Annotated in this window: 11 protein-coding genes; 5 read left to right on the top strand and 6 right to left on the bottom strand. The window is 61.0% G+C overall.

What is annotated here, in order from left to right; all coding sequences use genetic code 11:
• Positions 1–270: 270 nt before the first annotated feature.
• Entirely contained in the window at positions 271–1,716 is a 1,446-nt protein-coding gene (locus IFO71_RS15455) for a class I SAM-dependent methyltransferase (protein WP_192030559.1), read from the top strand.
• A 105-nt stretch (positions 1,717–1,821) separates the two neighbouring features.
• Here the strand turns inward: IFO71_RS15455 and IFO71_RS15450 are convergent, their stop codons facing one another.
• Positions 1,822–3,075 carry a 2OG-Fe(II) oxygenase gene (locus IFO71_RS15450; RefSeq protein WP_192030558.1) on the bottom strand — a complete coding sequence of 418 codons (1,254 nt, stop codon included), beginning with the start codon at positions 3,073–3,075 and terminating at the stop codon, positions 1,822–1,824.
• A 230-nt stretch (positions 3,076–3,305) separates the two neighbouring features.
• Between IFO71_RS15450 and IFO71_RS15445 the strand changes: the two genes are divergently transcribed.
• Together IFO71_RS15445 and IFO71_RS15440 are read left to right on the top strand one after the other, a co-directional pair.
• Positions 3,306–5,210 (top strand): methyltransferase domain-containing protein, encoded by a 1,905-nt coding sequence (locus IFO71_RS15445; RefSeq protein WP_192030557.1) that lies wholly within the window; start codon positions 3,306–3,308, stop codon positions 5,208–5,210.
• Positions 5,211–5,755: 545 nt separating this feature from the next.
• The gene (locus IFO71_RS15440) at positions 5,756–7,849 is read left to right on the top strand and encodes a hypothetical protein (RefSeq protein ID WP_192030556.1); all 2,094 of its coding nucleotides are present in this window, start codon (positions 5,756–5,758) and stop codon (positions 7,847–7,849) included.
• A gap of 8 nt (positions 7,850–7,857) precedes the next feature.
• On the opposite strand, the gene IFO71_RS15435 is transcribed toward IFO71_RS15440, so the two are convergent.
• The gene (locus IFO71_RS15435; RefSeq protein ID WP_192030555.1) at positions 7,858–8,799 is read right to left on the bottom strand and encodes a glycosyltransferase family 2 protein; all 942 of its coding nucleotides are present in this window, start codon (positions 8,797–8,799) and stop codon (positions 7,858–7,860) included.
• 221 nt (positions 8,800–9,020) lie between these two features.
• On the opposite strand from IFO71_RS15435, the gene IFO71_RS15430 reads away from it, so the two are divergent.
• Both IFO71_RS15430 and mgtE read left to right on the top strand, forming a co-directional pair.
• A complete protein-coding gene (locus IFO71_RS15430) occupies positions 9,021–11,324 on the top strand; it encodes an LTA synthase family protein (protein ID WP_192030554.1) in 2,304 nt (767 codons plus the stop codon).
• 195 nt (positions 11,325–11,519) lie between these two features.
• A complete protein-coding gene (gene mgtE / locus IFO71_RS15425) occupies positions 11,520–12,881 on the top strand; it encodes a magnesium transporter (protein WP_192030553.1) in 1,362 nt (453 codons plus the stop codon).
• 334 nt (positions 12,882–13,215) lie between these two features.
• On the opposite strand, the gene tsaB is transcribed toward mgtE, so the two are convergent.
• From tsaB to IFO71_RS15405, 4 genes are read right to left on the bottom strand one after another with little or no spacing between them, the layout of a single operon-like run.
• Entirely contained in the window at positions 13,216–13,932 is a 717-nt protein-coding gene (gene tsaB / locus IFO71_RS15420; RefSeq protein WP_192030552.1) for a tRNA (adenosine(37)-N6)-threonylcarbamoyltransferase complex dimerization subunit type 1 TsaB, read from the bottom strand.
• Positions 13,929–14,366, bottom strand: a complete 438-nt coding sequence (locus IFO71_RS15415) for a VOC family protein (RefSeq protein ID WP_192030551.1) — start codon at positions 14,364–14,366, stop codon at positions 13,929–13,931. The genes tsaB and IFO71_RS15415 overlap by 4 nt, the downstream gene beginning before the upstream one ends.
• Entirely contained in the window at positions 14,363–16,312 is a 1,950-nt protein-coding gene (yoaA, locus tag IFO71_RS15410; RefSeq protein ID WP_192030550.1) for a DNA repair helicase YoaA, read from the bottom strand. Before yoaA ends, IFO71_RS15415 begins: the two co-directional genes overlap by 4 nt.
• Positions 16,309–16,815: a tetratricopeptide repeat protein gene (locus IFO71_RS15405; protein WP_192030549.1), complete on the bottom strand. Its 507-nt coding sequence runs from the start codon at positions 16,813–16,815 to the stop codon at positions 16,309–16,311. The genes yoaA and IFO71_RS15405 overlap by 4 nt, the downstream gene beginning before the upstream one ends.
• Positions 16,816–16,843: the final 28 nt, after the last annotated feature.

Here is a 16,843-nt window from a genome sequence, read left to right as displayed (position 1 = left end):
AGCTACGCGGGACTGCGTCCCGATCTCGCCCAAGTGGGCCCACCACTTGGGCTCGTCGCGCCTTGCACTCGACGCAAAGTCCTCGGTGATCATCCGCGCCCCCTCATGAAATATCCGGGCTAACACGATGATCAACCACTCACGTTGTTGATCGCGGCGGAGCATTCCTGCACTGCAAGGAGATCTGAAGATTCATTCAGGCGGAGAACCGCGTGCGTGCGCAGCGGTCTGCTATCGTAGTTCCCATTTTCCGTATCGCCACCGCCAAGCATGCTCGACTCCCGCATCCGTGACTTCGCTGAGGATTCTGTTCTGCCCCTGAACACGCCCGACGTCGATCGATCTCTGCCCGAACGCTTTGCCGCCGGCTATCGACTGACGGAAGCCGATGTTCAGGAGCTCAAGCAACTGCTCGCAGGACGCGACCAGGCCCAGCGTGCCAGTCGACCAGCCACCGGGCATTTATCTTTGAGCGAGCGCCTGCGCTACTGGCTATCCCTAGTGTCTCGCATCGCCGGCCACGCGGCGCGCGATGGCAGCTATTGGCTGCGTGATCGCACACGATCGGGTAAAGCCGGGCGCCCTTCCGTTCGAGTCGCCTTCAACGCCACGATCACTGCAATTCCGAACCATCGACGCAAGCAAATCGGCGATGTGCTGCGGAGATTCGGCTATCAGAGCTCGGCCCCCACAGCGCGCCAGCCGGCCCGCGCGGCGGTCAAAGATGAAGACACTTCGACCTACGCCAAACGCATCAAGCGCGAGCAGGAGATCTTCAAAGATCAGGTCAATGTGCATGACCTGCCGGAGATCTTTCACTACTGGTCGAACAAGTACATCTTGCCGATGGAACAAGCTTTTGGCTTCAGTCATCCAGAAGACTTCTTTGCCAAATTCCTGCTCAAAGCAGCGCAACGCAGCGGAATGGAGCATGCCCGCTTTGTCAGCGTAGGCGCGGGCAATTGCGATGCCGAGGTACGCATCGCGGCTGACTTGCTCAAGCGTGGCCTGCGTCGCTTCCGTCTGGAATGCATCGACATCAACCAGACCATGCTCGAACGCGGTCAACAGCTGGCGTCCGATCAAGGCGTGAGCGAATACCTTGAATTTACCTGTTGCGATTTCAATGCCTGGTCTCCGCATGCCCAGTATGCGGCGGTCATGGCCAATCAAAGTCTGCATCATGTACTCGACCTTGAAACCCTTTTCGGTCGGATACAAGCCGGCCTGATCCCGCAGGGCCTGTTTCTGACCTCGGACATGATCGGCCGCAACGGCCATCAACTGTGGCCAGAGGCGAGGCAAATCCTGGACGAATACTGGCAGCGACTACCGGACAGCCACCGCTACAACCTGCAATTGCAGCGAATGGAGGAGCGATTCCTGGACTGGGACTGCTCGTCCGAGTGCTTTGAAGGGATTCGTGCACAAGACATCCTGCCTTTGTTGCTGGAGCGTTTTGGCTTTGAGCTGTTTCTGGGCTTTGGAAACCTAATCGACCCCTTTGTCGGTCGTAGTTTCGGCCATCACTTCGCGCCAGATCTCGAGTGGAATCGAGCCTTCATCGACGAAGTGCACGCGCGCGACGAAGCCGAATTGGCAGCTGGCACGATCAAGCCGACGCATATGATCGCTGTCATGACGCTGGATCGATCTGTTCAGGGTCGATTCCGCGGCAATCTGTCGCCCCAGTTCTGTGTGCGCCAGCCGTCGTAGCACAAGACCCCTCGAACAGGCTGCCGACGGGGCAGGCTCTGGACTTTTCAGACGCGCCGAGTTCGGCACAGCCCGAACTCGGTTTGGCCGCGCCGGCGAGCCGCACTACCCGTGGTCGATTTCCAGGTGGGCAAAGCGGAACGCCAGAGGACGCTCATCCCCTGAAGCGCCCTCCGATGAAGGAATCCAACAATGCTCGGCGTCGAACTCCAGGCTAAGTAGTGCGCCAGCACCAAGCCGCAGACGAACCTCGCTTTCCGCCACGCGTCCCGGCGCCACATGGATCTCGCGACTCTCATCGCCACAGCGGATCCGCACTGACTGCCCCTTGGGCAGCTGCGCTGGCGCCCACAATCCGATACGCACGCCGCGTGCAGGACGGGTCAATTCCGCTGCGATCCGTACACGCTGTCCCGCCCAATCGTCCGGCCACAACCCACTGACTGATTTCTGTATCGCGTAGCCTTGCAGAGGTGCTCGTTGAACCTGCCGACTGTCCTCCAGAGCATGCTTGATGCGCTCGATCTGCGCCGTAAACTCCAGCTCACGCTCATAGAGGAAGCGCAGCTGTGCGCGCAGCCGGGCAAATCCTGCGCGCAATTCGAGGTGACGCTCAGCGTCCAGAGTTACCCCTGGTTGCAGGTCTGCCGGCATTCCGCTCGGCACATACACCGTGGCGTGTGGCGGCGCAGTCTCCTCTGCAGGACGCTCGCGGGTATAAAGATAGATTGCGAACGAACGCCGACTGAGCGCCTGCTTTTCTTCGGGCAGCGCCACCGTCGCGAATCCGTGCCATGAAACCTCATTGGTTTCGAAAACCACGCAGCGATTGAACAGCGGCAACACTTCGTGCGTCGGCGCCTGGTCGGTCCAAGGGTCGCGGTAGAGCTGCAAGGCCCCGCCCCAATCGACCTCCCATTCGGGGTTGAGGTAGACGATCAGATTCAATCGCCGGTGCCAGCCCGTTCGCGGGTGGTAGTTGAAATCAATGTGCTGATCGAGCCCCTGCCCCTGGACGTTCTCATGCGTCCCGCCGCCCTCGTAGTCAGGATCGTAAAGCAGGCCCGGGATACCGGTGAGTTGCGACACATAGTCAAGGAACTCACGGCTTTGGATGAAATCATCCAGCGATGCATAGTGGGCGCCGAGTTCGCGGACACGGGTGCGAACCGCCTTGCCGCCCACTTCACCCATTTCGTTGAGGGCGAATTGAGGATCGAAACGCGGAAATTCGGCCAGCAGCCCCTGGGCCACCGCCGACTGGAAGAAATCATCGATCACCACAAAACGAAACGGCTGGGCGCTGCGAAACGCCTGCCCATCCTGCTGCAGGCGGCGCCCAGTGGATTCAGAGAACATTTTGCCATCCGTACGGTCAAAGCGACCTGCTATTGTAGGGGTCTTGCCTAACAGGCGGCTGAAATGCTCGTTTCAGCCGCCGGCTGCAGCGCGTCACGCCAGGCGCGCACGCCGATGGAACACGCAAGCCGTTGATTTTTAATGAAGGTGGCGCGGCTCTGCCGCGACCGTTTGTGCTGAAGAACTCCATCAGGGAGTTTTCAGTTTTCCGCTAAGCTTTGATAGGCCCCATGTACTTGCTCAATCCGCGATCAACCGACGACACCGACGCCCTGTACCGTCGGTTTCATTCCGCCCGCCCATTTCGCCATTGGCTGATCGAAGACTTCTTCAACGCGGAGTGGGCCGATCGACTGATCGCCGAGTTCCCGGACTTCGAACGCGGCAACGCCCGCAACGAAAACGGCGAATTGGGCGGCAAATCAGTCGTTGAGCGCATTCGCGACCTCGGCCCAGCCTACGCTGCACTCGATGATCTGGCGAAGTCCCCAGCGTTTCTGTCTTGGTTGTCAGCCAGCACCGGAATTCCTGACCTGCTCTACGACCCGGAGTATTTTGGCGGCGGAACCCACGACAACCGCCATGGCCAAGACCTCGACGTCCACGTCGACTTCAATCGCCACCCAGGCAATGGCAGCCATCGTCGATTGAACCTCATCGTCTATTTGAACAAGGACTGGCAGCCCGATTGGGGCGGTGGTCTGGAACTGCATTCGGACCCTCGCAGTGAGGCCGATCAAGTCAGCATCATCCAACCACTGTTCAACCACTGCGTGGTGTTCGAGACCACCGAGCACAGCTGGCACGGCTTCAGCAGGATCACCCTGCCCGAAGCGGAGCATCACCGCAGCCGGAAATCGATTGCACTGTACTTCTACACCGCCTCGCGTCCGAGCGAGGAAGTCGCGCCGACCCACTCGACGATCTACGTTGATCGTCCCTTGCCCGAACGATTTCATGCAGGCCACGTGTTGAGCGAGGCCGACCTGCAGGAAATCAAGGGGCTGTTGGCCCGTCGAGACCAGCACAACCAGCGTTTGTATCGCGAGCTCACCGCGGCGCAAAACCGGGTGGCGCTGCTCGAACAAAGCGCCGGCGGCAATCCATTCGGTCATGCCGCTCGCTTTTGGAACGGTAGCCTGCGTTTCGCTTCACGGCTGGGCGCGGCCGATCGCGCGCCGATGATCCGCGAGGCCCGAGATGCCTTCCTGCCGTTCGTCAGCCACCTGCCCCCCCTCGTGCGGCAACCGCTGCGACGTATGTGGCGGCGCATGCAAAAACCAGCGCCTGCAAGCGTGGTCGCGGATGCGTCACCTGCAACCACCGCCACCACCCAAATCAAGATGAAGTGTGTGTTGTGTGGCAACGAAGCGGCTGCACTGCAACAGGTCGGCGCCGTCGCGCCCACCCACCCAGGTCCATTCCAGGTCAATGAGTATCGCCTGCTGCACTGCGCAAACTGCGACACCGTGCGCCTGGACCCGACGCCGAACGCGGCCGATCTGAATACCCTGTATTGCGGCTCGGTGCAGTTTTCCGACGATACCTACACCGCCCCGGAGCGAGTGGCGCAAATCCTCGACTACTACACCCACTGTTTGACTTCGCTGAAGTTATTGCCAAAACCCGGCGGGCGCTGTCTCGAAGTCGGAGCAGGCCTGGCCTGGGTGTCGCGGGGCTGCAAACAGCTCGACACCAAGATTCACACCACCGCACAGGATCTGAGCGACGAGTGTTCGCTGCGCTGCCCGTGGGTCGACTCGTATCGGGTGGTGCCGGTGGAAGAACTAGCAACCGAGCAGCGCTATGCGCTGATCTCGCTGACCCACGTCATCGAACATGTCCCTGACCCGGAAGTGTTGCTTGGCGAGCTGAACGCGCGACTGGAAAATGAGGGCAAGATCTTTATCACCGCTCCATTCCGCCCGATTGGCTGGCAACCGAATCAAGGCATTTCTGCCTGGAACAGCTACTCCTACCTGCACGTGCCGGCCCATATCAGCTACCTGTCCAAGCGCTGGTTCGACCAAGTCTGCCAACGACTCGGGCTTGCCGTATTGCATTGGAGCCAGGAACAAGACGGCGGGCAAGCGTTCGAAGTGGTGTTGGGCAAGGCATCCGCCGCGGCTAACTAGCCTGGTATTGCACGCCACGGACGGCGCGCACGGAAACCGAATGCGCAACAGCTCTCGACAGGACAGCGCAACTCAACACGCGACCTCTTGCACTGAAACTTGTCAAGAAAGAGGTTTCTCAGCGGTTGAGCACCATGCAATTGCAGACCGTCAGACAATAGACAACTCAACCAGGCCGAAGCGGAACTACTTGAGTTGAGGACTGCTCTAACAGGCTGCTGAGACTGATTTCAGCGGCCTGTTAAGGCGCGCCAAGGATGGTGCGCTCGAGAATCGGACACGATAAGCGTTTGATCCTCGGCAAACCGTTCGACAGGCTCACGGCAGGTGTGGCGCGGCTCTGCCGCGACCGGCTTGCCGTGAGCCTGCCGAACGGTTGTGCTGAAGAACTCCCGGATGGAGGTTATTCAGCAACTTGCCAATCACTTGGCGAGCGAACTATCACTTTGGAGTGAGGTGCCTCGCGTATCGCTGAGTTGCCTCACTGTCACTAACGAAACCGCATGGATCGACGTTAATCCCATCCATGCGAATGATGAGCCTATATGCTTACAACCAGCGACCAACGTGGTTATTTGGCTTACTCGTCCCTGCTGGTTGCATTCGCGACACCCCTGTTGCTGCTGCTGCCCTTCTTGTGGGATGGCTCGTCCAGCTTCTTGCTGTTTCAAGATGCACAGGACCAAACCTACGCATGGTGGCAGAAGCTTGCCCACGGCTGGAATGCGGGCTATCTCCCCCTCTGGGACGCGAATATTTACTCAGGCCGAAGTTTCGCCGGCGAGATTCAAGCCTCGGTTTATTATCCGCTGACCTGGCTCTGGTTGGTCCTGTTCGCTCAGGACGGCAGCATGCCGCGCTTGGCCATCGAGCTTTCGATCGTGCTCCACTTTTCGATCGCCTCGTCCACCATGTGGTGCTTGCTTCGACATTGGAAGTTTGCCCCCGCGGCCGCACTGTTCGGGGCTTTGAGTTTCGCCTTGATGGGGCCTGTTGCAGAGCGGGCAGCGGCCCAACCCAACATCTTCTTTGGATTGTGCTGGCTACCTCTGGCAGTACAGTTTGCAAGTCTGCACGTGGAATCGGGACGAACTCGATTCGCACTCGCAGCAGGCGCCGTGATCGGCCTGCAAGTGCTGTCAGGCCATGCGCAACCCGCTATCCATACCGCCTTGCTGTGCGGCGTGCTGTGCAGCTACTTCCATTGGCGACGAGAACCCACGCACTACCAGCGCCTACGGGCAATTGCCCGCAGCGGAGCCCCGATGATCGCCGCCCTCGTGCTGGTGGCGTTGCCACAGCTACTCCTTAGCATGGAGTACCTTTCGGATGCCTACCGATGGGTCGGCCCTGACCCCATCGGCCCGGGAGAATCAGTTCCCTATCGAATCTTCTCCCGCGATTTCTCGGTCGCGCCAATGCAGCTGTGGAGCCTGATTGATCCCTGGCGAGTGAGATGGATCGATAACAACACGTTGCACCTGAGCGTTCTCGGCTTGCTGATGATTGCGATGATATCCGCCCGCAAGACCTGGCGAGAGCGATTGAAGCAGTTGCTTCCACATTGGCCGTGGATGTTGGTCGTCTCGGTCTTCGCCTTGCTGGCGATGCTGGGCCACTTGACGCCGCTGGCCCATATTCTGCGAAAACTCCCGGTCTTGGGACAAATTCGCCAGCTCGGCCGCTATGCGATTTTGTTTCAATTCTGTTTCTGTGTTTTTGCCGTCGCAGCATTCACGGTGTTGCAGCAGTCCGTTGTCGAAGGTCGGCGCCAAGCGGCGGCGATCGTAGCGCTGATGGCAACCGGCGTCCTGGCGAGCAGTCTGTATCTGGCCGGTGGGTTGAGCAAGAGCAGCATCTTCACTCTACTCTTGGCCTTGGCAACGCTGGCGACCTTACTCAACACCTTTCTTAGAAGGCGCTTGTTTGCGCCGATGGCGCTCGCTGCCCTGCTGTGTTCCGCCTGGCTGTACCGACCCCTCACTCTGCCCGCCGCAGGATCGAGTCCGCTGCCCGAGCAAGCGTTTGCCGAGCTGACCGTGCTTGCGCCCGTTCTTGCCGACTACGGGCAAGCACGCATCATTCTCGATGAAAGCACGGGGTTGCCGAAAAACTATGCCGACGCCCATTCCATGCAGTCGCGGCTGGGCCACTCGGCCACCATGTACCGTCCTTACTTCGACTTTCTCGCCATCGACTGGTCGCTTAACAGCGAGATCAATGATCTCCTCAACATGCGTTACGTCTTGACCCGCAACGAGCTCGACCTCCCTCTATTGGGTCGCGACGAGGCCCGCAAGTTGAATCTGTATCAACGCCCCTCGGCATACCCGCGCTTGTTTCTCGCCAGCAGGTATGGTGACGCGGCCCACAGCGCCCCTGAAAGCCTCACGCTGGAACATTACGACGACCATCGCATCGAGTTCCGCTTCAGTTTGACGAACGCCGACACAGTCGTCGTTTCCGAGCTGACCTACCCCGGCTGGTGCGCCTTCCTCAATGACCAGCCTACCGCGATTCACAACGCCGTACTCGGCGGACGGGAGATCCCGCTGCGTGCGATCAAAGCGCCGCCTGGAGACCACAGACTACGCTTCGAGTATCGGCCATTTGCAGCTCGAATTGGCGGCTGCAGCTGATCTCAGCATCAACTCGCGGCCTTGTCGTTTGCCACCGACAGCTGTAAATAGGCCAACATCTTGGTTTCACGCCGACCACGGGTCACGGTATCCAGGATAAGTCCAGCAAAGCCTGATAGCGCAGCCAGAATCATCAGCCCGGTACTCAGGATTGCCGTTGGGAAACGCGGCACCAGGCCGGTCTCAACGAACTCATTGATCAACGGAATACCGAGCACGATAGAGAGAAGAGCCAACATGCAGGCAATGGCGCCAAAAAACGCCAGCGGCCGCTCGGCACTGAACAGGCGCAGCATGGTGCCGAGTATGCGCCAGCCATCGCGATAGGTGCTCAGTTTGCTGAACGAACCTTCGGGCCTCTCCTTGTACGGCGTTTCCGCCTCTCCCACAGACATCTTCAATTCCAAGGCGTGCACGGTCAGTTCGGTTTCAATATCGAACCCTGCTGTCAGCACGGGGAAGCTCTTGGCGAAGCGACGGCTGAAGACACGATAGCCGGAGAGAATATCCCGGCAATTCCGTCCAAATAACCAGCTAAGAAAGCCAGTCAACAGCTTGTTTCCCCACGCGTGGCCACTGCGATAGGCAGCCTCATTCTGTGCCTTGCGAATGCCCACCACCATGTCGTGACAGCCTGAGTTAAAGGTGTCTATCAACATCGGCGCACTGGCACCGTGGTAGGTGTCGTCACCATCAACCATGACATAGATATCGGCATCGATGTCAGCAAACATCCGTCTTACGACATTGCCCTTTCCTTGTAATCCAACGCGGCGCACCCGGGCTCCCGCTTCCGAAGCGATTCTGGCCGTATCGTCCTTCGAGTTGTTGTCGAAGACATACACGTCGGCCAGCGGCAGGGCCGCCTTGAAATCACTGACCACCTGTTTGATGGTGACCGCTTCGTTGTAGCAGGGAATAAGAACGGCAATACGCGGAGGATGACTCATATGGGCAGTCAGCAGGGATCGGGTTGGAAGCGGTGGGCACTACTGTTCGGACCATGACAAATTGGTTACATTGCTGGCCGACGTCCGTTCAAGGCGCCAGTCGAACGATCCAAGTCATCAGACAATGAGGTCGAACTTGCGGCCACGGTGGCGTTGGTTTTTCAGCTTTAGAGCTCACCTTGACCGCGCGCAATCATAACAGTTCAGCCTCCAGGGCAAGCATGGTCGCGCTATTGGCGCTGATCTGCGTGCTGTGCCTGCCTTTGAGCGATATCAGCTACGATCAGGCCCATCAGTCTCCCTGGATTCATGCCGCCAATGCGCTGCCGCTCGCGGTGCTCTGGCTGTTCCTGTACACCTTGTTGGCTCGGCCCGGGTTCGCAGCTTGTGCAGTTGCTGCAAGCTACTGGCTGCTATGCGAGATCAACCAGCTGAAGCTGGCCAATCTAGCATTACCTCTGACTCCAGAAGACAGTGAGGCGCTGCATAGCGTGCTGGCAACGCCCTCCCTGTATCTGCGCTATGCGACCCCGAATCTGGCCTGGTGGCTACTCGGACTGCTGCTTGCCGCCTTGCTGTGGCGGATCGAGCCGAGACGTTGGCGTCTGCGCGGCAAAGCGCGCCTTGCTACCGGCATTCTGTCTGTGTTGATGATGCTGGCCTTCGCTCTCCGTTCGCCTCCACTGACCGCGCTCTACCAGTCGGATCGACTGGGCGTTTCGATTTGGTTGCCGGCCGAGGCGGCAGATCGTGTCGGCTGGATGGCCCATTTCGTTCATCTGGCGCTGATCAATCGATCCAGCTTGAGCGCCCCCACAGCGCAACAGTTGCAGGCCGCCTACGCGCTGGCCCAGCCGCGCGAGGCGCGTCACAGCCGACCCGATATCTTGGTCTTGCAAAGCGAGTCCTTCTTTGATCCATCCATTCTTCGCGGCATCGAAGCGGGACAATTCACCCCTCATCTCGAAGCATTAAAAGCACGTCACCCCCACGGCAAGCTGCGCGTGCCCACTTACGGCGGGCTTACTACGCGCACGGAGTTCGAGGTGCTGACCGGCCTTTCGCTGCAAGAATTGCCGCAGATTCAATACCCGTATGCCGCCCTGGTTCATCGTCCGCGCAACAGCCTTCCGCGCCACCTGACATCGATGGGCTACAGCAGTGTGGCCGTTCATCCCTATAGCCCAAGTTTCTACCGCCGCGACAAGGTATACGACTGGCTAGGGTTTGAACGCTTCGACGCTGAGCCGCAGTTCGGCACGGCGCGGCGATTCGGCTACTACATAAGCGACCACTCGCTTAGCAACCATGTGATCGAACTATTGGAAGCCGACGGCCCGGATTTCGTCTTTGCCGTCAGCATCGAGAACCACGGCCCCTGGGATGCAAACCGAGCCTTGCCTGAGCCCGACTTGGTCGCGCCGCCGGATACTCCGAGTTTCGCTGCCCTGCCGCCCGAGACACGAGTCAGCTTGAGCCAGTTCTTGACCCATTTGCGCCACGCCGATGCCGAGCTGGCGCGACTTGATGCTTGGGTTGAACAACGCTCAACCCCGACTCTCGTGCTGTTCTATGGCGATCATCTGCCGGGCCTTCATCAGCTGTTCGGGCGGATCGGCTTCAAGAACGAATTGCCCGCCAATCAACAGCGCACTCCTTGGATCCTATTGAGCAACTTCTCGCTGCCAGCGCTTCCTGAAGAACTGGACAGCAGCGAGTTGGCGGCCCTGCTGCTGAAGACCAGCGGAATCAGCGACCGCAGCGACATGTCAAAGATGGCCGACTTGCTGGCGCGAAGAGAGTCGGTTGCAGAAGCGAGTTATTCCACCTCTCTGCAGACGCTCGCCCTGCACAACTTTCTGGCGCCGGTCTCTGAGGTCAAACACGCCGAGACAGTGGAGAACTTCGCCCTCATTGACAATTGGGGGCCACGCGGGCGAGAGGAACAAAGCGAGCACGAGGGCCCGCTCAGACTTTGGATCCGGTTTGGCGAGCCGCCCAACCCCAACTGGCGAATCCGTCTCGGCAACATTCAAATGCCGCACACATCCTCTGACGCCCTCGTTTGGTCTACCTGGCTTTCCCTACAGCAGTCAGTTGCCATGTTGGCAAGACCAGAGACATTGCCGCTGGAGATCCTTGACCCATTGACCAAGCGACGCCAATCGATTGGCGAGTTCGAGATCCGACCGAGAACACCACGAGTCGGTGAGTTCTTCGGCTGGGGTGGCGGGCCGTTCTGCCCCATTGAAGACTGGGGGCCGCGCAGCACACGCTTGTCCAATATCGAGAATCGACAACCCGATGGCGGCATGGGGTTGTGGATCAAGTCGAACTGCTTCCCCGAGGATGTCACCATTTGGCTTGCAGGTCGCCCCCTGCAGAGCAATTGGGGGGCCGGCGATTTGATTGTATCCAGCAGCGTGTCGGCAACTCTTCTCACCGAGGCCGAGTACCTTTCAGTGGAGCTGGTTTCTGGTCAAGAGCGTCTATCGGTCGGGCAGCTCAGAGTCATGCCGCACTAGCCCCCTTGAACACGTAGTTTCACTGACAAACGAACGGCATGAGCATTGTGTCGATGCCTGTGAGCCATCAAGCCGGCCTTATCTCTGGGATGCAAAAGCCACCGGGTCGGTAGCGTCAGATGCCGAGGCCAGAGCCTCGCCTCGGCAATTTGGCGCCAATCACCGATAATGCGCAGGGCTTCCCGGGAGGTATTCATGGCTGACGCTGCGCGCCACGACCGTTCTTCACGTCAACTCAAGCTGCTGTCGCAGGCGCTGGCGTCGGGGCGGCTGGGGCCGGTGCGGCGTTTGGTCAACACCTTGAGCCCGGCCGAGATCGGCCATTTGCTGGAGTCGATGCCACCCGGCAAGCGTGAAATCGTTTGGGGGCTGGTCGATCCGGAAGACGACGGCGAGGTGTTGCTGCACGTTGGCGATGAGGTGCGTGAAGCGCTGATCGCCGACATGGACACCGATGAGCTGGTCGCCGCGGTCGAGGACCTCGATATCGACGATCTGGCCGATCTGGTCGAGGACCTGCCAGATCAGGTGATCGACGAGTTGCTCAGCGCGATGGATCGGGAGAACCGCGAGCGCCTGGAGCAGGTGCTGAGCTATCCCGAAGATACCGCCGGGCGCTTGATGAACCCGGACGTGGTCACCGTGCGGGCTGATGTCACGGTTGATGTGGTGTTGCGCTACTTGCGCCTGCGTGGCGAGTTGCCCGAGCACACCGATCATCTATTCGTGGTCAGCCGCCGCCATCAGTATCTTGGCCGCCTGTCCTTGGCCGGCCTGCTCACCAATGAGCCCTCGCGACCGATCAATGAGCTGATCGATGACGAGCAGCCGGCAATCTCGGTCGAAACCCCGGCCGACGAAGTGGCGCATCAGTTCTCCGACCGCGACTGGATCTCGGCGCCGGTGGTGGACGACAACAATATCCTGCTCGGTCGCATCACCATCGACGACGTGGTCGACATCATTCGTGAACAGGCCGAACACCAGGTGCTGTCGGCAGCGGGTCTGGATGAAGAGGAAGACCTGTTCAGCCCGGTGCGCCGCGCCGCGCGGCGTCGCGCCATCTGGCTCGGCATCAATCTGGCCACGGCCTTTCTTGCTTCCTGGGTCATCGGTCTGTTCGAGGCCACCCTTGAACAAGTCGTTGCGCTGGCCGTACTGATGCCGATCGTGGCCAGCATGGGCGGCATTGCCGGCACCCAAACGCTGACCCTGATGGTGCGCGGCCTGGCCCTGGGCCAGGTCGGCACCGGCAACACCCGAGCCCTGCTGACCAAGGAACTCTCGGTCGGGGCATTGAATGGTCTGATCTGGGCGATCGTGGTAGGCACCCTGGCCAGCCTTTGGTTCAGCGATCCCACCATTGGCCTGGTAATTGCAGCGGCAATGGCGATAAACCTGATCGTTGCGGCCTTGAGCGGCGTGGCCATCCCGCTGCTGTTGCGGCGCCTGGCCATCGATCCGGCGCTGGCCGGCGGCGTGGTGCTGACCACGGTGACCGATGTGATTGGCTTTCTGGCCTTCCTCGGGCTGGGGACCGTGCTGTTGCTGAAATGAGCCGGCGGCGAACCTCATCGTAGGTGCACAGCTGGGTCGGCAATGGTGCACCAAGGTGCACCTTGGTGCACCCTATGGTTAAGTCGAGATATTGACCCGGCCAATTGATGTTTAATTGGCCGGGTCAATGAGCAGCCCAAGGATGGGCTGCACGCGCGCAGCGATGCAGTCGCTTCGCAGCGCCGCGCGTACGGGCATGCTCGCCGTGAGCCTGTCGAACGGTACCGGACGCGCGGGACTTGAGGTCTGAACAGGATGTTCAAACTTCAAGTTGCCGAATCAATAATAGGGTGCGCCAAGGCGCACCGCCCCCGCGCCTTGGCGCACCGCTGCGCTACAACCCCGCCGGCATCCTCGGCAGCGGCTGACCACGCTCAAGCAAAGTTTGCGCCACCTTGTTGCGCAAGTAGGCCGGTTCAACCAGGGCCGACTCGGGTCGCTCGCCGGCGCGATAGCGGCCTGCCGCAAGCCGGGCAATGACGGCGGCGCTGGGATACTGATCGGAGTCGGAGCGAACCAGGCCGGCTTGCCAGCGCTGGCTGAGCTTGCCCTCGGCGGCGGCAAAGCCGCTACCCACGCCAATCCATGCGCCCTCAGCAGGTAGTTCCGCCTGATCGACGGCTGCCAGCCATTCTTCACCGATCAACCGCGGCAAGCCCGCCTGATCGATCTTGAAAGCGCCGAGATACAGCTCCCCCATGCGCGCGTCGATGGCGGCGAGCACCCGCTGTCCAGCGCTTGCCTGGGCCTGACCGGCCAGCGCAGCCAGGCTGGATTCGGCAAACAGCGGCCGATCCAGCCCGAACGCGATGCCTTGTGCCAGGGAGACCCCAAGCCGCACACCGGTGAATCCGCCAGGTCCTCGCCCAACGGCCACGGCATCAAGCTGCTCGCGACCAATATCGGCTTCGGCCAGCAATTGGTCGATCCAGGGCAACACCTGCTCGGCATGCTGGCGTGGCATGAGTGCGTGCCGAGTGTGCAGCATCTCACCATCGAGCAGAGCCAGGCTCAGTGCTTCGGTGGCGGTGTCGATAGCCAGCAGTTTCACTCTCCGCCGCCCTCGTTCTCCTGCAAGCCAGGATCATCCGCGCTGGGCTGCCACAGTTCGATCAGGGTGCCCTCGGGATCCAGCACATAGCCAAACTGCCCGTTCTCGCAATCCTCGCGACGATCCAGCACCTGGGCACCGGCCTCGCGCAGCTGCGCCAGCATGGCATCGAGATCGTCGACGCGCAGATTGATCATGTAGTCCTTCTGGCTCGGCTGGAAGTACTCCGTATCGGGCTTGAACGGCCCCCATACGGTGTAGCCGTGCTGCAATCTTGGTTCAGGCGCCGGATCTCGGCGCTGCCATTCGAGCACGGCACCGCCCCAGGGCAGCACCGGCATTCCAAGGTGCTCGGCATACCAGCGCCCCAGCGATTCCGGGTCTTTCGCCTTGAAGAATAGACCTCCCAGCCCGTGCACTTTTGCTTTGCTCATGCGGCTTCCTCCTCGTCGCTGTGGTCAGGGCCCGAAGCGAAGAAATTCAGCACCTCAGACAGATCGCGCGTGCGCCGGAATGGCGGCAGACTGTCGATAAACAGGCGACCATAGGGCTTGGTGACCAGGCGAGTGTCGCATAGAACCAATACACCACGATCCTGCGGCGTGCGAATCAGCCGACCGGCGCCCTGTTTCAGCGCAATCACCGCGCTGGGCAGCTGCCAGTCACGGAACGGATTGCCGCCGCGATGCCGGATCGCCTCCAGGCGTGCTTCCAGTACCGGATCATCCGGCGCGGCGAACGGCAGCTTGTCGATCACCACGACGCTGAGCGCTTCGCCGGCCACGTCTACGCCTTCCCAGAAGCTGGCGGCCCCTAGCAGCACGCCATTGCCGGATGCTCGGAACTCCTGCAGCAGACGAGTGCGTGGCGTGGTGCCTTGAACAAACAATGGAAACGGCGACGACCCAGCCAGCCGTTCCGCTGCTTCGCGCAGGGCGCGGTGCGAGGTGAAAAGCAGGAAGGCGCGACCTTTTGAGGCCTGCAGCACCGGCTCAATGGCGGCCAACAGACGTGGGCCGAACTCGGCTCCGGCCGGCTCACCCAGCCCCTTGGGCAGGTAGGCCAGCGCTTGCGCCTGAAAATCGAATGGGCTGGGTTGCAGCGAAGTACGTGGCTCATCCAGCCCCAGCTGATAGGCAAAGTGATGAAACTTTCCGTTAACGGCCACGGTGGCTGAGGTAAAGATCCAGGCGGCGCCGGTCTTCTCGCGAAACGCGCGCAGTGGCCCGGCCACATCCAGCGGGGTTTGACTGAAAGTGAAACCGCGTGCGGTGAGCTCGTACCACTGCACCTGCCCCTCGGGGCGGGGCTGTTTCAATTCACGCAGGCGCTGCTGCAAGTCTTCGACGCGCTCATCGAGCGCCTTGAACCCGGTACTGCGTTCGGACTGACTGGCCACCGCCTCGCCGAGCGCGGCCAAGGCGTCGGCCAGCTTGTCGAGGTCACGCATCACCGCTTCGTTCTCGGTTAGTCGTGCCATCGCCGCGCGCGCCGGTAGCGGGTCCATGCTCAGGCGCAATTCGCGGATGGCCTGTTCGAGATCCTTGACCGGCCGCTGGATCTCGGCCAAGGCACCGGTCACCTGACTGCACTCGGACAGCGCATCGCGGCCCAGATCAAGCAGCTGCCTGGCCGACAGCGACAGGCTGAAGAACTGCGAGGCGAGCTCGGGCAGTTGGTGCGCTTCGTCGAGCACAAACACATGGGCGCCGGGCAGGATTTCGCCAAAGCCTTCCTGGCGTAGTGCCATATCGGCCAGCAGCAGGTGGTGGTTCACCACCACCAGATCCGCCTCCTGAGCGGCACGGCGCGCTTTCACCACGAAGCAGTCGTCGTAGTAGTCGCACTCTGCGCCGAGGCAATTGTCGGTGGTCGAAGTAACCTGCGGCCAGATCGGCGAATCCTCGGGAATGCTGTCGAGTTCGGCAATATCACCACGGGCACTGCGTCCGGCCCAACTGTGCACATCGACCAGCTGCGAGGCGATCTCACGACTGCTGAACTGGCCCTCTTTCTTGGCCCGTTCGAGCCGAAACCAGCAGGCGTAATTGGCTCGCCCCTTGAGTAAGGCGGTCTTGATCGGCAGGCCCAGGGCATCGCGCACCCGCGGCAGATCGCGATCGTAAAGCTGGTCCTGCAAGGCCTTGGTGCCAGTTGACACGATCACCCGCAGGCCGGAAAGCAGGGCCGGCACCAGATAGGCATAGGTCTTGCCGGTACCGGTGCCGGCTTCGGCAACCAGGCATTCGCGATCGGCAATCGCCTGGGCGATGGCTTCGGCCAGGCCCTGTTGCGCTTGCCGCGGCGCAAAGCCGGGTATGGCCCCGGCCAGCGCACCGTCTTCACTGAGCGCCGCCAGACTGGCGCTCGCCAGCTTCACATTCGTACCGGCGGTTCGACCACGCAACGCAGCCGTTGATCCAGGGCGCGCGCGGCGCCCTCCTGATCGCCACGCTCTTCGCGGGCGAACTGCACGGTTGCCCAATTGCGCCGACACAGCGATCCAAGCTGCGGGCCACGCTCGAAGCTCTGGTAGGCCAGTTGCTCGGCCTCGTCGAGCTGCCGTCGGGCCAACAGCACTTCGGCACGCCGCTGCATGATCTCGGGATCATTCGGCACCAGTTCCAGCGCCTTGCTCAATGCGCGATCGGCTGACTTCAAGCGACCACGCTCGGTGCCGCGCTCGGCGCGCAGCAAGAGATCGTCGACGCCCGGGTCGCGCAGTGGCTGCACTTCGATCACATCACCCGCATCCGCTGCGGCCAGCCGCACTTCGGCCAACAGATCGCGCGTCGGAGCGGGCGGCTCGGGGGGCTGCTGCGCGACCGGAGGCGGCGTGCTGGCGCAGCCTGCCAGGGTGAGCAGACTGGCAAGCCAGACCATGCCCTCTCGCACTCTCGAATCTTGCACC

The organism is Pseudomarimonas arenosa (assembly GCF_014841215.1).
In the GTDB taxonomy this organism is placed as follows: Bacteria; Pseudomonadota; Gammaproteobacteria; order Xanthomonadales; family Xanthomonadaceae; genus Pseudomarimonas; species Pseudomarimonas arenosa.
The sequence above is the reverse complement of the archived record's forward strand: the minus strand, read 5'-3'. Positions and strand labels throughout refer to the sequence as shown.